Genomic DNA, 14,060 nt, shown 5'->3' with positions numbered 1-14,060 from the left:
TTTGAGAATTCCATTTTTTGGAACAAAGAGGTCAACGTGCAAAACAGACAAGAAGCCTTGCGCATTTTCTGCGCCGCCGCCGAGGAGATGAACTTTAAACACACGGCGACCAGGCTCGGCATTTCCCCGCAAAAAGTCACCCGAGCCATCAAAGAGCTCGAGTCGGTGCTCGGTGAGCAGCTGTTCCACCGCAATACCCGCAGCGTGAGAATCACGGATTTCGGCCTCGGCTTTCTTGAGCAGGCTAAAGCGGCGATGGATCAGTTGAACAGGCTGTTTCAGCCGCAGGGGAAAGCGGCGGAAGATCTCGGCGGCGTGGTGCGCATTACGGCGCCGCATACCTATGGCAGCGAGGTCGTCATGCCGATACTGGCGGAATTCGCGCGCCAGTATCCCGCGATCACGATCGAGTTCCACCTGTCGAATATCCACAGCGATCTGGTCGAAGAAAGAATAGATATCGGCATTCGCATCGGTTTTCTGCACGACCAAACCTGCATCGTTCGCCAACCCAGAACCATGCCTTTCCATCTGGTTGCTTCGCCGGCGTTGCTTGATCGCCTGCCGCCGCCGGAGCAGGTAGACCAGCTTGCCCATCTGCCGATTGTCGCGCTGGTGAACCGCAAAACCGGGCGCTACTGGCCCTGGGAGTTTAGCCAAAAACGTTATTTCTACCCGAAGTCCGCCGCCTTCGTCACCGATACGCCCGATATAGAGCGTAAAGCGGTGCTCGCCGGTTTAGGCTTTGGCCAACTGGCCGGGTATTTGGTTGAAAAACACCTCGCCGCGGGTGAGCTGGTGGCCGTTCTGCCGGGCGACGCTCCGCCGCCCTGGCCGGTCAACCTCTATCATACGCATCAGCATGCCTGCCCGGCGCGCGTGCGCGTAGTCTTTGACTATCTTTTCAATCAATTAAGCCAGGGCGATTAGCCGCGGCTCACCTACAGGCCCCAAGCGGCTTAAATAATCATTTTGCAGGCGAAATAGATCAGTACGGCGGCCATGGTGATATTTACCGCTCTAAAGTGCCTCAGATAAGCTTTTTTGAGAAACGCCCCTGCGACCGCCCAGGTCAGCGTGCCCAAACACGCTATCAATGCAGTGACCAGGCATGCCCCTAAAATGAACAACAGGCCGCTACCGACCGGAATGATAAAAGCGGAAATGGCCGTTATGGTGAACAGTATGATTTTTGCATTGATAACCTGAAGAACAAAACCGCTGAGGAAACCATAACCGCCTTCACGTTGTTCCTCGTCAAAACGGCGGCTGGTGGCAATTTTATACGCAAGCCAGACCAGATAAATAAAACCCAGCCCTCTTAAATAAACGACAGCCGCCGGAAAGGTGAGCAAGATCCAAGAGGTCAATGTACCCGTGACCAACATGGTCACGCCCATTCCGGCGCCTATTCCCAATAAAAAGGGGACACTGCGCCTAAGGCCGAGCGCCATGACCGATGCCAACGCAACGATATTGTTGGGGCCAGGCGTGAAGGCAGTTGCAAAAGTGTATGAAACCAAATCAATCATATTCCCTGTCATACCCGCCTCTTTGCGTTCGGTTATTGTCTTTATCGCAATCGCACGTGCATAAATGCGTACAACGTTCATGATGAGAAAAACAGAAAGCGAGAGGGAGAGATAGAATGAAATTGCGCCTTCGCGTATGACGTCGATCCTTCTATGCAGAAGGAATAAACTGCTCTGTCCTGTTTTATAAAAAAAGCGGCGACATCACCGATATCGCCGCCTTTACCCTGCACGCCACCGTGGCGGCCGCGATGCGCTACTGCTTGCGCTGCTCCGCCACCTGTTTGGCGGTGACTTTGCCCTGCTTATCGCCGAAGTGGCCGACCACGAAGTTGGCGACCGCCGCCACTTCTTCGTCGGAATAGGCGCTGCCGAACGCCGGCATCATTTCATGCCGATCGCCGATGCTGATGCTCGTCCCCTTCAGGATGGCCTGCACCACGCTGCGCCCCTGCGGATCGTTCACCGCCGTGCTGCCCACCAGCGAGGCGTACTCACTCTGGCGGCCCGGCCCGTTCCACTGGTGGCAGCCGCTGCAGTCGTTGGCGAACACCCGCCGCCCGAGCGACTGCTCTTGCCCGCCCGGCAGGATCGGGGTGGAAGCCCCCGCGCCCTTCGGCTGCAGATTCACCGCCGCAGCGGCGTCGCCGGCGATCGGTTCGATATCGCGCAGGTATTTCACCAGCGCCAGATTATCTTCCGGCGTCAGGAACTGCAGGCTGTTTTCCACCGCTTCCGCCATCGGGCCGGCGGCGCTGCTGCGCCCCGGCGCATGGCCGGTGGCCAGATATTGCGACAGCTGTTGGTCGCTCCAGCCGCCGATGCCGGTCTGTTTGTCCGGCGTGATGTTGGCGGCGAACCAGCCCTGCACCACTTCACCGCTCAGGTGCTTGCTCTGGTTGAGGCCGAACCCCAGATTGCGCGGTGTGTGGCACTCGCCGCAGTGGCCCAGCGCGGTCGCCAGATAGGCGCCGCGGTTCCACTGCTCGTCCTTGTTGAGATCCGGCGTAAAGCGTTGCTCATGGAAGAACGCCAGGTTCCAGAATTTCATGCCCCAACGCTGATTGAACGGGAACGACAGATCGTTTTGCGGGTTGGCCTGCTTCACCGGCGGCAGGCTGAACAGATAGGCTTTTATCGCCAGCACGTCGTCGCGGCTCAGCCCGGTGTAGGAGGTGTACGGCATCGCCGGATACAGGTTGCCCTGCGGGCCGATGCCCTCACGCACCGCGCGCACGAACTGATCGTCGCTCCAGTTGCCGATGCCGGTCTCCTTGTCGGCGGTGATGTTGGTGCCGTAAATGGTGCCGAACGGCAGCTTGAAGGCGAAGCCACCCGCATAAGGCGTGCCGCCCGGCGCGGTGTGGCACGCCACACAGTCGGCGGCGCGTGCCAGGTACTCGCCGCGCGCCAGTTTATCGGTGATGCCGGCCGGCGCTCCGGCGATCGGCGCCGCAGGCTCCGCGCCGGTGGGCCGCAGCAGCGTGTACAGCGCGTATCCTCCCGCCAACACCACCACGACGATAATCAGCCATAACAGCCCTTTCAAGGCGTTGCTCATCGCATCTCTCCCTAACCCAACGCCTTGGCGGCCTGGTGGATGGCGGCGCGAATGCGCACATAGGTGGCGCAGCGGCAGACGTTGCCGCCCATCGCCGCGTCGATGTCCGCATCGCTCGGATTTTTACTTTGCGCCAGCAGCGCGCTGGCGCTCATGATCTGGCCGGACTGGCAGTAGCCGCACTGCACCACGTCCAGATCAAGCCAGGCCTCCTGCACCGCCTTGCCTTCCGGCGTGGCGCCCACGGCTTCGATGGTGGTGATTTTTTTGCCGACGGCGGCCGAAATCGGCGTCATGCACGACCGCACCGGTACCCCGTCCAGATGCACGGTACAGGCGCCGCACATGGCGATGCCGCAGCCGAACTTGGTGCCGGTCAGGCCGGCTTCGTCACGCAAGAACCACAGCAGCGGCATGTGCGGATCGCCCTCGAAGGTCAGCGGCTGCTCGTTTACGGTTAATTGAATCATCAGGTTCTCTCCTTGTCAGACGCCGGGTTCGCGGTGGGATTATGCAGCGGCAGGCTCAGCGAGGTGCGCGGCCGCCCAAGCAGCGCCAACGCATTGCCGACCGCCGGGGCGATGGTCGGCACCCCCAGCTCGCCCACGCCGGTCGGTTTCTCGTTCGAGGGCACGATGATCACTTCGATCTCCGGCATCTCATCGATGCGCAGCGGGCGGAAGTTATTGAAGTTGGACTGTTCGACCACGCCGTCTTTCAGCGTGATGTTGCCGTACAGCGCCATGCTCAGGCCGTAGCCGATGCCGCCCTCGATCTGCGCGCGGATCACGTCGGGATTCACCGCCACGCCGCAGTCCACCGCACACCACACCTTGTGCACTTTCGGGATGCCACCTTCGCCGATCGACACCTCGGCCACCTGCGCCACATAGGTATCGAACGCCTTGGCGACGCCCACGCCGCGCGCGCGCCCGTCCACCACCTTGGCGCCCTGCCAGTCAGCGGCTTTCGCGACCGCCCGCAGCGCGCCCGCGGCGCGCGGCGCGTCGCCCATCAGCGCCAGCCGCCCTTCGACCGGATCCTGGCCGGTTTCCTGCAGCAGCTGATCGATAAAGCTCTCCACCGCGTGGCCGGTGTGGGTGCTGGCGACCGACCGCAGCGAGGTGGTCGGCACCTTGCCGGGCACGATGTGCGCATCGCAGCGGAAGGCTTCGAAGGTGTATGACACCTCGCTGGCGCCCTCGACCATCATCTGATCGAGGCCGTTGACCACCAGCGCATCCATCGCGCTGTGGCGCGTCCAGGAGTGGCCGACCACGGTATCGGTCCAGCCCACCACCTTGCCGCCGCGGATGGCGCCGCGCAGGCGGTGCAGGATCATCGGGCGATACCAGCCGTTGCGGATGTCGTCCTCGCGCGTCCACACCACCTTCACGCCGTGGCCGGGGCCGATGCCCTTGGCCGCCGCCGCCATGTCGGCCGCCAGATCCGGCCCCAGCGTCGGGTTGCCTAAATCGATGCGCCGGCCGAAGCTGCCGCCCGCCAGAATGGTTTCAATCTGCACCTTGTCCGGCGGCAACTCGAACAGATCGCACAGCTGCTTGTGATCGAGCGTTTGAATTTGGCAGCCGTAGCGCGCCTTGACGCTCTCACCGTCCCAGAACAGATAGCCGTCCAGCGGCTCCATCGGCGCGTGGGCGACGTACGGGAAGGTGTATTCGGCCTCGATCACCTTGTCAGCCTTGTCGAACACCTCGTCCAGCTTGCCGTGGCTCTTCGCCACCACGCCGGTTTTCTGCGCCACCTGGCGGAATTCGGCGTAGATCTCCTCGGTGTTGCGCCGTTCGGCCTGCGCGTCGTCCCACGTCACCTTCAGCCGCTCCCGCCCCTGGATCGCCGCCCAGGTATTTTTGGCGTAAACCGCCACGCCGGTGGCAACCTGTTTCACCGCCACCACGCCCGGCACCGCCAGCGCGCGTTCGGCGTCGAAGGCCGCTACCTTGCCGCCGAAACGCGGCGGTTTCTTGATGGTGACGGTCAGCATGTCCGGCTCGTGGATATCCTGCGAGAACTGCGCGCTGCCGTTGGTTTTCGCCAGCGAATCGACGCGATGCAAGCCGCGCGTTTTGCCGATCAGGGTGAAATTGGCCGGATCCTTCAGCGTCAGGCTGGCGGGATCGGGCGGCGGCAGCGTGGCGGCCAGCGCGGCGAATTCGCCGAAGCCCGCTTCGCGCCCGCTGGCGGCATGGCGGATCTTGCCCGCCTGCACGGTAATTTCCTGCGCCGAGGTTTTCCAGCTCTGCGCGGCGGCCTGCACCAGCAGCGCACGCGCCATGGCGCCCATGCGGCGCATTTGCTCATAGGCATTGGCTACCGAGCTGGAACCGCCGGTGCCCTGGAATCCGAAGCTCAGGTTTTTGTAGATATTGGTGTCCACCGGCGCGGCGACGACCCGCACCTGCGCCCAGTCGGCATCGAGCTCTTCGGCAACCAGCGTCGCCATGCCGGTATAGACCCCCTGGCCCACTTCGGTGTGTTTACTGATGACGGTGACGACGCCGTCGGCGCCGATCTGAACGAAGGCGTTGGCGTCAAACGCCGCCGCGCCGGAGGCGGCCGGGGCATTCGACCGCGCCAGCGCGCCGGTGGACGGCAGATAGGCGCCGATCACCAACGCCCCGGCGCCGACGATAAACCGCCGCCGCGAAAGCGGAACTTGGGATATGCTCATTGCTCATGACTCCAAAAAAGCCGAAGGCGTCACTGCCTTCGGCGAAACAAATCTTGTTATGGGAATGGGTTGTTGCTCCCGTCAGCTGACAAAGCGCAACAGAGCAATAATTAGCGTAGCCTATTATCCAGCAGGCCTAATCTTGATAAGGGATTTTTTCGTTGAGGAATCGTGCGCTGCGTGCGGGTAGCCCGCACATCGTGCATCAATTCTGCGTCGTCGCCAGATACGAAAAGACGCTGAGCAGGCGGATTGGCGCCGCCATGTTGTCGCCGCTCACCAGCCACAGCGGCACGTTCAACTCGGCCGCCGCCGCGTACAGATCGCTTTCGCCCACCGCTTCGCCGTTCAGGCTGACGCGGTAAAAGGCCCGGCCGTTGATGGTATGCGCCAGCACGCCATGCTCACCGGCGGCGCTGTGGTAGCCGATGAACATCAGGCCGTCGTAACGTTGGTGTTACAGCCCTTCCGCCATCGACAGCCCATGCGGTTTACCCTGTTACGCCGGCGATACCTTCGATATCCGCAGAGATAAAGACTTTCACGTCACGCTCCCGTTATTTAATTTTCCGCCAGCCGATCGAGCAGCGGCCCCAGCGCCATGCGATCGTGCCGCTGGAAACCGCTGACGCCCTCGGCGCTCAGCAACGCATCCAACACCGCGTATTCGGTGGCGTCCGCCGCCGCCGCAAACAGCGGCTCCAGCCGTTCGTCCGGCAGCGTCGCCCCCAGCAACCGGGTGGAAAACGCCAGCGCGATATCGCCGGAGCCGTGCCCCCAATGGCTGCCCACTCGCCCCAGGCCCGCGCCCGCTCGGCGGGCGATGCGGTTCAGCTGGCGGCTGTCCAGCGCCCGATCGCAGGCGATGATGATAATGACCGAACCGGCGTCCACCTGCGGCGGCGGATCCGCCAGCAGCCTGCCCAGCGCCTGGCCAACGCGCACGCCGCTCAGCGTCAACGAGTCGAGGGTGCCGAAGTTGGCCAGCACCAGCACGCCGAGCGTGGTGCCAAGCCCCGGGCAATAGCGCGAGGCGGTGCCGATGCCGCCTTTCAGGCCGAAGCTGCTCATGCCGCGCCCGGCGCCGACGCTGCCGCGCGCAAAGCGGGTGGAATGGTTATCCAGCGCGCTGAAGACGTGCTCCTCACGCACCGCCATCGCCTGAATATCGTTGAGGTAGCCGTCGTTGCACTCCAGCACCAGCGGGTTGATGGTGGCGCTGCCGCGGCCGATCTGCGGGTAGCGCAGACAGCTGCGCCGCACCATGGCATTGAACAGCGTGCCGACGGCGAAAGTGTTGCTCAGCAGGATCGGCGTTTGCAGCACCCCCAGCTCGTTCAGCTGCACCAGCCCCAGCGGTTTGGCGAAGCCGTTGAGCACCGCGCTGCCGCACGGCAACGGCTGGTTGAACAGATCGCCCGGCGGCAGGATGGCGGTAACGCCGGTCTGGCATTCGCCGTCGGCCAAGGTGTGATGCCCGACGCTGACGCCCGGCACGTCGCACAGGGTGTCGGTCGGGCCGGCCGGATAGCGCGCGCCCGGCAGGCGGCGATGGCGCCGCCAATAGCTCAGCAGATTGTCGAGGCTTTGTTGTTCAAACGCCTGGCTGTCCGTCATGGTTCCCTCATCCGCCTTAGCCCATCAGAAAACCAGAATATCGCGCAATGTAAGCGCCCAGTAAATTGAAAACCGGAGCGGGCAGAAAAAATAGCCTTGCTCCGTCGCCGTTCAGACCAACTCGCCGGCATGTGGGGGACCATTTTGGCGGCCCGCAGGCCTGAGCCTTATTGGGTTTTTAGGGGGCAAAACAGGGTTAACGGCCGGTGCCGCTGGTGATATCCCCCCTTATCCAAAATGTATGACCCGATCTGCCGACGCAATGGTCGTTTCACGGTGGGCAATGATCACCTTCGTGATATTGAGTCTCTTGATGGCCTGATTCACCACAGCTTCGCTCTCCTTATCCAGTGCGCTGGTGGCCTCATCCAGGAACAAAATCGCCGGCTTCTTGTAAATCGCCCGGGCAATGAACAGGCGTTGCTTCTGCCCGCCGGACAATCCTTCCCCCAGCTCGCCGATCGGGGTTTCATACCCCATCGGCATACACATGAGCACGTCGTGCAGATAGCTGGCACGGGCACAGGCTTCCATCCAGGCGTCGTCCACCTCGTCCGCGAACCCGCAGATATTTTCCCGGATCGAGCCGGAGAACAGTTTGTCGTCCTGCATCACACAGGCGATCATCTTGTGGTAGTTGTTGATGCCAAGCTGCCGGATATCGACGCCGTTCACCTCAACCCGCCCTGAGTCCGGGGGAAACAGCCCGCACAGCACCTTCATCAGCGTGGTCTTGCCGGCGCCCGACGGGCCCACGATGGCCACGCTCTCGCCCGGCGCAACACTGATGTCCAAGGCATCGAAGACCGCCGGTGACTGGCTGTCGTAACGATAGCTCAGGGCATGGGTCGTCAATCCCAAAGGTTGCAGGCCCGCCGCGTAAGGAAGGTCCGGTTTACGGTTTTCTCGTGGGTGCAAGGCGATATCGGCGATGCGCTCGTTATGCAGGCTCATCATGCGCAGCTGCAGCAAAAATTCCGTCAGCGACCCGATGCGGTCGGAAAACTGCCCGCGAAAGGCGCCGAACGCCACGAACATGCCGAGGGTCATCTGGTTATCGATCACCAGGCTGGCTCCCAGCCAAAGAATAACGACCTGATCGCAGGCGGCAATGAAGGTGTTGATCCCGCCAAACAGCATGTCCATACGGGTGACCCGGATACCGGTATTGATGGTGTCGATTTCAAGGTTGAGCCAATGGGCAATGCGACGTTCCGCCATGCCCTGCATCTTGACGGTGGCGATACCGTACAACGTCTCCATAAAATACGAGCCGGCGCGGGCCTCCCTGACCAGCGCTTCTTCGGACAGTTGGCGATAATAGCCGTAGGTCAGCAGCCGCATCAGCACGTAGAGCGCGGTGAACGCAATCACCACCCAGGTCAACCAGCCGCCATACAGCACCATCATCACCAGCACGCCGATCACCATGATGCCGTCCATGATGGCGCCGACAATGCTCGTGGTGAAGGTGCTGCGCAGCGTATCCAGCGAGCCGAAGCGCGACTGAATGTCACCCAGCTTGCGTCGTTCAAAGTAGCCCAGCGGCAGGCGCAACAGGTGGGTAAACAACCCGGATTGCCACTGCACGTTGATGAACGTCGACATGACCAGCCCGGACCAGGCGCGCACCATGCCGACAGCTGCCCGCAGCAGGATGAACAGCATCAGACCAACGCAAATGAGCGTCAGTAACCCGCGATCGCCGGCGGGAATAGCATGATCCATCACCAGCTGCGTGCCGATGGGCATCACCAGGTTGATGGTTTCGAACACCAGAGACAGGCAAAAGATTTTGCCGAGCGCCCCCTTAAGACCGTGTACGCTGCCAATCAGCGTGCGCAGGTGAATGCGGTGGCGGACGCTGTCGGCGGTGAAGGCGCTGCCGGGCCAGGCCTCAAGCGCCACGCCGGTAAAACTGTGCGACAGTTCCGTCAGGCTGATGGCCCGGCGCCCGCGCGCCGGATCATGCAGCACCGCGCGGTGCCCCTTGATACTGACCAGCACCACGAAATGGTTGAACTCCCAGTGCAAAATACAGGGGAGTTTCAGCGCGCTGAGCTCGTCAATATCAAGTGATAGAGGGCGAGTGGCCAGGCCCAGCTGTTCGGCTATACCGGTTAACCCGGTCAGCGTGGCGCCGCGGGTCGACAGGCTGAACTGCCGACGCAGCGCGATCAGGTCGACGTTTTTACCATAGTAACCGCAGATCATCGCCAGGCAGGCCAGCCCGCATTCTGACGACTCGGTCTGGTGCACCATCGGAACCCGGTGGCGCAGCCGCAGATCCAGCTGGCTGATCCGCTGTTTGAACGTGGGCTTACTCATTGATCGGCCCCGTCGCGCTGTGTTTCATGTCGTAGAACGGTGACAACATCCACTGATAAATCTGCCTTTTTTCCAAAAACAGGGTGCTTTGCGCTTTCATGCCGTTTTCCAGGCTCAGACGTTTACCGTCATAGGCAATGACCTGTTTTTCCGGAATGACGATCGTCTTGTAGTACGGCACGGCGGCGGTCAGCGCCGCTTTGGGCGCCCCCTGGTAGGTCAGCATTTCCTGCGGTGAGGCCGGGGCTTTGGAGATGACGGATACCGTAGCGGCAAACTGGCCGAATTTCTCCGCCGGAAAGGCGTCATAACGCACATTGACTTTGTCACCGGCGGCGATGTAGGGGATGGCGTCGTTGGGCACCCATAGCACCAGGGCGTAGTGAGCGATATTGTGGGGGATCACTTGCAGCAGACTGTCACCGACGTTGACCATCTGGCCAACCGTGACGCTCAGCGAATCGATGCGGCCGTCGGCCAGCGCGCGAACGATGATCGCCCCGCCGGCATCAATGTTGAGCCGCTCCTTCTGCAGCTCGTGGCGCTGCAGCTCCATCTGGTAAATCTGGTTGTCGAAGTTGGCGGCCTGGATATGGATCTGGCTTTCCAGCGCGGTGATCTGCAGCGCATTCTGTTCGTTCTGGCCGGACAGGCCCAGCAGGTTATTCTGCTGCTGGTAATACAGCGCCACCTGGTTGGTGAGCTGATCCTTAGTGATCAATCCCTTGGTTTGATAGTGCCGGTAATTCTCCATATTTTCCTTCATGATGCGTATCCCTTCCTGGGCGCGTTTGAGGATGTCGGTTGAACGGGTGAACGCGGCGGTATACTGCGCCTTTTGTTTTTCCAGCATGGTAAGCGTGGCCTGCTTGCTGCTTTCCAGCCGGCTGATGATTTGCGCAATGCGCGCCAGCTGGCCGTCGATATCCCGCTGCTGGTTATCGCTGACTACACCGCTGCGGGTGCTTCTGCTGACGTCAATCTGGTAAATGGGCGCGCCGGCGGCGATCACCTGCCCTTCGGTGACGAATTGTTTGACCACCACCCCCTGGACGGCGGAATAGACGTTGGCGGCTCGGGGATAGGTGCTGATTTCGCCGGTCACGTTGACCCGCCGGGTATAGGTGCCGGCGATTGCGAAGGTGAGAAAAGCAATGAGAAAAAACAGGCAGAGCCCTGCCGTGAGCCAAAAGGGAATACCGGGTAGCAGGAGGGCCCGACCACGCCATTTCATTTTCTGATTATCGATCGCTTCCTGGCGAAACATGATCAGCGTCCCTTATTGAAAGCTAATATTCAAATTCACAGGCTATTGCATTGGTAATCAAACAAGCGGAACGTCAGTTAATCTGCATCACAAACCATCCCTTTTTATTTGCGCCACGTGGAATAGGCGCCATCAGGGGTATCTATGGTGTGTTGAAACAATGCAATTCCAAAATCAGGATTTTGCATATATTCCGCAATGCTGGAGGGCTCTATCAGATATCCAATATTAAAGGCCTTATAAGCCAACCCCAATAAAACCTCAACAATTAAACCCGGCCCAGTTAAGACCGAGGTAACGCAATAGTTCCTTGTTGTTAACTCATTCCTCCATGGTAAGATCCTGGTCAGATAACACCTTGACCCATCATCAATATAACAGTCAAATATGCAATTATTTTTTTCTAAAAAGCGGTATCTTTTTTTCATTACTCTAAGAATGATCCTTACCGCCTTGGATTTTTGGTGAGAGGATATGAAGTTATTAAAATAAACACCTTTAAATCTTCTGAGTGATCCTAGCGCCAATAAATTTTTATGAACGTATGTCTCACCCAATGGCAATATCATATCCAGAGAAAAATCAGTGAGATCCAGTTCGATAAGCCTTTTGATTTCTTCAAATCCAACAGCATCTACCCCTAACTCATTTTCATCGCAGCCGATCACGACTTCAGGCAGCACCCCTTCTGAATTTGTCTTTTTTAAAAAACATACGGTTTTAAACAATAGAAAGGAGTCACTCTCGACAATGCCCTTTTTTCTTATATATTTGTTTAATTTATGATATATATTGTCAATATATGGGAGCGTATCAACATCTATATAAGTGCCGCCATACTGATAGATAATTAAAAGCCTGACAATGTCACTTGCACTGGCAATGTTATGCCTTAGTATAATCTCATAGTAATAATACTTCATAAAATCATCGAAATCGTTGAAAAAAAGCTCAGTTATAGGCTTTTTTATAAAACCTCTGTTGCCAAACCATGAGTCTTCAATCGCTTTTGGCGGCCTCTGATAAGGGATTTCATGCTTGGTTAAGAATTCAATAACGAGCTCATCAAAAGAAAAACCTGCCTTTATTTTTGGATATATATATTTGAAGGCATGATTTTTTATTTTTAATTCAGCCTTGTCTTTATTTTTAATTTTTTTGACGCTGACGAAATCGCGTATGGCATTGTTTAGCAAATGGCACAGTGAAGAGTCTTGGTCATACCAAAAGAATATCTGCTTATCTTTGTTTGTTTTTTTCCATATGTCGATATAATGCGTATTTACTTCATTTAAGTCACCAATCCATACAAAATGCAGGATATTTGGAACGGATAACCTTTCTACCTTTGATAAATCAATACCCAATGCCTGATGGCTCATTTAAATCACCACGAAAACTATAGTATGGAAAACTTGAATGATTCAATGCTGGATTATGGCTTAGCTAAAAAAATAGACGATCGCCATCACAATAACACAAATAGAACAGAGCAATAAATCACCGGAAAAATTTTTCAATGAATCCAAATAGTCATTGCTGTTCTTATTTAATTTGTTAATGGCATCGCTTTCGTTATCAGCCTCTACTTCGACATGATGCTTTCTGAAGCCTTTCCGCTTCATATCCTTAATAATTTCGCGTGTAACCACGTCCTTTCTTAGCACTTTTGATTCATCACTCTTTATAAAAACAACATATCTATTCATCATATACCCCATAAAAGCACAGAATTTTACTTCTGTGCTGGGATTGCATCGGTTAATTAGCGTTTGGTTCCGAATTCTCTGGCTTCTCTCGGCCCAGTGCCATTGCCGCCGTACCCATTTCTTGCAGAACCGCCATTCCCCCAGAAACCACCGGCACCGGAACCACTGCCATAAGGGCTGTTTTTTGACAGGAATGACTGAAGCCCGCGGTCACCGCCGTTATTTCCGCCGCGACTTGAAGAACCGGAGCCTCCGTTATCAGACGATCTTTTTCCACTCCCATCTCGATCCTGCCATCCACCCGACACCGCATCGAGTTGGCTGCTTAAAATTTCCTTCATCAATATTCTCCTATGGATTCACTGGGGTTACCCCGTTTAAAACGGGTTGTAGTTGCAAAAGTAAAATACACTAATAACAATCCATAACCACTCTGTATTTCATAAACAAACCAATAAGCAAAGTGTATTTTAAATATCGAAAACAATCATATTAGAATAAAAACCAGAATAATATACCGAACCTGATTACACGTAGATGCTATCGATTCAATTAATTGAACGCCAAATAATCTCAACGCCCAAGATGAATAACCCAATAAAGAAAAGGCGACGAAAAATCAGCGGGCTGCTGTGACGACGCGCGATCCCGCCCAGCCACATGCCGGCCAACGCCGGCAGCAGCGCCAACAGCGAAACGCCGAGCAGCGCGCCGGGCAGCGCCTGATGCCAGGCTAATCCGGCGGCCAGCGCCAGCGTCGAGACGGTGAACGACAGCCCCAGCGCCTGCACCAGATCGTCACGCGCCAGACCCAATCCGTTCAGATAGGGCACCGCCGGTATGACGAACACGCCGGTGGCGCCGGTCAGCACGCCGGTCAACAGGCCGCACAGCGGCCCCAGCCAAGGCTCCGCCGCAGCGGAAACCCGCCAGTCGAAACGGGTAAAACCCAACAGCGCATAGCCGGTCAGGCAAATGCCCAGCGCCAGCGGCGCCAGGCGGCCGTCGATGGCGGTGAGCGTGCCGGCGCTCAGCAAGGTGCCCAGCGTGACGCACAGCATCATCGGCCAGAGCCGACGGCACAGCGCCCCCAACCGCGGCCCGCACAGCAGTTGCCACAGGTTGGTGATCAATGAGGGCAACAGCAGCAGCGCGGCGGCCTGCCCCGGCGGCATCATCAGGCTGAGCAGCCCCATCGACACCGTCGGTAATCCCAAACCGATCGCCCCTTTGACCGTGCCGGCCAGCGTAAAAATGCCCGTCAGGGCGACAATTTCGAGTAACGTCAGCGACATGCGTCTATCCTTATGGCGAATCAACGGCCCGATTGTGGCCGGCGCCGCGCCACGGCACA

12 protein-coding genes and 1 pseudogene are annotated in these 14,060 nt (G+C 58.0%); 1 reads left to right on the top strand and 12 read right to left on the bottom strand.

From position 1 onward, the window contains the following. The first annotated feature begins 36 nt into the window (after nt 1-36). Nucleotides 37-930, top strand: a complete 894-nt coding sequence (locus tag ACJ8HH_RS07280; protein ID WP_039567103.1) for a LysR family transcriptional regulator — start codon at nt 37-39, stop codon at nt 928-930. A gap of 29 nt (nt 931-959) precedes the next feature. On the opposite strand, the gene ACJ8HH_RS07275 is transcribed toward ACJ8HH_RS07280, so the two are convergent. From ACJ8HH_RS07275 to ACJ8HH_RS07220, 12 genes and pseudogenes are all read right to left on the bottom strand, one after another. Further along, complete coding sequence (locus ACJ8HH_RS07275) at nt 960-1,544, bottom strand: LysE family transporter (RefSeq protein ID WP_039566257.1); 585 nt, start codon at nt 1,542-1,544, stop codon at nt 960-962. A gap of 244 nt (nt 1,545-1,788) precedes the next feature. Then, nucleotides 1,789-3,093, bottom strand: a complete 1,305-nt coding sequence (locus tag ACJ8HH_RS07270; RefSeq protein ID WP_060451556.1) for a cytochrome c — start codon at nt 3,091-3,093, stop codon at nt 1,789-1,791. Between the two features lie 11 nt (nt 3,094-3,104). Then, nucleotides 3,105-3,563: a (2Fe-2S)-binding protein gene (locus ACJ8HH_RS07265; RefSeq protein WP_033648257.1), complete on the bottom strand. Its 459-nt coding sequence runs from the start codon at nt 3,561-3,563 to the stop codon at nt 3,105-3,107. After that, complete coding sequence (locus ACJ8HH_RS07260) at nt 3,563-5,785, bottom strand: molybdopterin cofactor-binding domain-containing protein (RefSeq protein WP_197766198.1); 2,223 nt, start codon at nt 5,783-5,785, stop codon at nt 3,563-3,565. Before ACJ8HH_RS07260 ends, ACJ8HH_RS07265 begins: the two co-directional genes overlap by 1 nt. A 265-nt stretch (nt 5,786-6,050) precedes the next feature. Continuing rightward, nucleotides 6,051-6,284: pseudogene (locus tag ACJ8HH_RS07255) on the bottom strand (M55 family metallopeptidase); the annotation flags it as partial. Nucleotides 6,285-6,346: 62 nt separating this feature from the next. Further along, nucleotides 6,347-7,402 (bottom strand): P1 family peptidase, encoded by a 1,056-nt coding sequence (locus ACJ8HH_RS07250; protein WP_043147430.1) that lies wholly within the window; start codon nt 7,400-7,402, stop codon nt 6,347-6,349. 228 nt (nt 7,403-7,630) lie between these two features. Beyond that, complete coding sequence (locus tag ACJ8HH_RS07245) at nt 7,631-9,730, bottom strand: peptidase domain-containing ABC transporter (RefSeq protein WP_033648253.1); 2,100 nt, start codon at nt 9,728-9,730, stop codon at nt 7,631-7,633. Beyond that, nucleotides 9,723-10,997: an HlyD family secretion protein gene (locus tag ACJ8HH_RS07240; protein WP_033648252.1), complete on the bottom strand. Its 1,275-nt coding sequence runs from the start codon at nt 10,995-10,997 to the stop codon at nt 9,723-9,725. Before ACJ8HH_RS07240 ends, ACJ8HH_RS07245 begins: the two co-directional genes overlap by 8 nt. 104 nt (nt 10,998-11,101) lie before the next feature. Then, nucleotides 11,102-12,379: a TcdA/TcdB catalytic glycosyltransferase domain-containing protein gene (locus tag ACJ8HH_RS07235; RefSeq protein WP_039566268.1), complete on the bottom strand. Its 1,278-nt coding sequence runs from the start codon at nt 12,377-12,379 to the stop codon at nt 11,102-11,104. Nucleotides 12,380-12,439: 60 nt separating this feature from the next. Then, nucleotides 12,440-12,706 carry a hypothetical protein gene (locus ACJ8HH_RS07230; protein ID WP_033638479.1) on the bottom strand — a complete coding sequence of 89 codons (267 nt, stop codon included), beginning with the start codon at nt 12,704-12,706 and terminating at the stop codon, nt 12,440-12,442. A 56-nt stretch (nt 12,707-12,762) separates the two neighbouring features. Next, entirely contained in the window at nt 12,763-13,047 is a 285-nt protein-coding gene (locus ACJ8HH_RS07225) for a hypothetical protein (RefSeq protein WP_154067230.1), read from the bottom strand. 207 nt (nt 13,048-13,254) lie between these two features. Further along, a complete protein-coding gene (locus ACJ8HH_RS07220) occupies nt 13,255-14,001 on the bottom strand; it encodes a sulfite exporter TauE/SafE family protein (protein WP_039566272.1) in 747 nt (248 codons plus the stop codon). Nucleotides 14,002-14,060 lie beyond the last annotated feature (59 nt).

It is taken from the genome of Serratia sp. CY32780, from assembly GCF_052169135.1.
GTDB classification, from domain to species: Bacteria; Pseudomonadota; Gammaproteobacteria; order Enterobacterales; family Enterobacteriaceae; genus Serratia; species Serratia sarumanii.
The sequence above is the reverse complement of the archived record's forward strand: the minus strand, read 5'-3'. Positions and strand labels throughout refer to the sequence as shown.

Coding starts and splice junctions, on each gene's coding strand:
- ACJ8HH_RS07275 (WP_039566257.1), bottom strand. CDS start 1,544: ATGACAGGGAATATGATTGATTTGGTTTCATACACTTTTGCAACTGCC.
- ACJ8HH_RS07270 (WP_060451556.1), bottom strand. CDS start 3,093: ATGAGCAACGCCTTGAAAGGGCTGTTATGGCTGATTATCGTCGTGGTG.
- ACJ8HH_RS07265 (WP_033648257.1), bottom strand. CDS start 3,563: ATGATTCAATTAACCGTAAACGAGCAGCCGCTGACCTTCGAGGGCGAT.
- ACJ8HH_RS07260 (WP_197766198.1), bottom strand. CDS start 5,785: ATGAGCATATCCCAAGTTCCGCTTTCGCGGCGGCGGTTTATCGTCGGC.
- ACJ8HH_RS07250 (WP_043147430.1), bottom strand. CDS start 7,402: ATGACGGACAGCCAGGCGTTTGAACAACAAAGCCTCGACAATCTGCTG.
- ACJ8HH_RS07245 (WP_033648253.1), bottom strand. CDS start 9,730: ATGAGTAAGCCCACGTTCAAACAGCGGATCAGCCAGCTGGATCTGCGG.
- ACJ8HH_RS07240 (WP_033648252.1), bottom strand. CDS start 10,997: ATGTTTCGCCAGGAAGCGATCGATAATCAGAAAATGAAATGGCGTGGT.
- ACJ8HH_RS07235 (WP_039566268.1), bottom strand. CDS start 12,379: ATGAGCCATCAGGCATTGGGTATTGATTTATCAAAGGTAGAAAGGTTA.
- ACJ8HH_RS07230 (WP_033638479.1), bottom strand. CDS start 12,706: ATGAATAGATATGTTGTTTTTATAAAGAGTGATGAATCAAAAGTGCTA.
- ACJ8HH_RS07225 (WP_154067230.1), bottom strand. CDS start 13,047: ATGAAGGAAATTTTAAGCAGCCAACTCGATGCGGTGTCGGGTGGATGG.
- ACJ8HH_RS07220 (WP_039566272.1), bottom strand. CDS start 14,001: ATGTCGCTGACGTTACTCGAAATTGTCGCCCTGACGGGCATTTTTACG.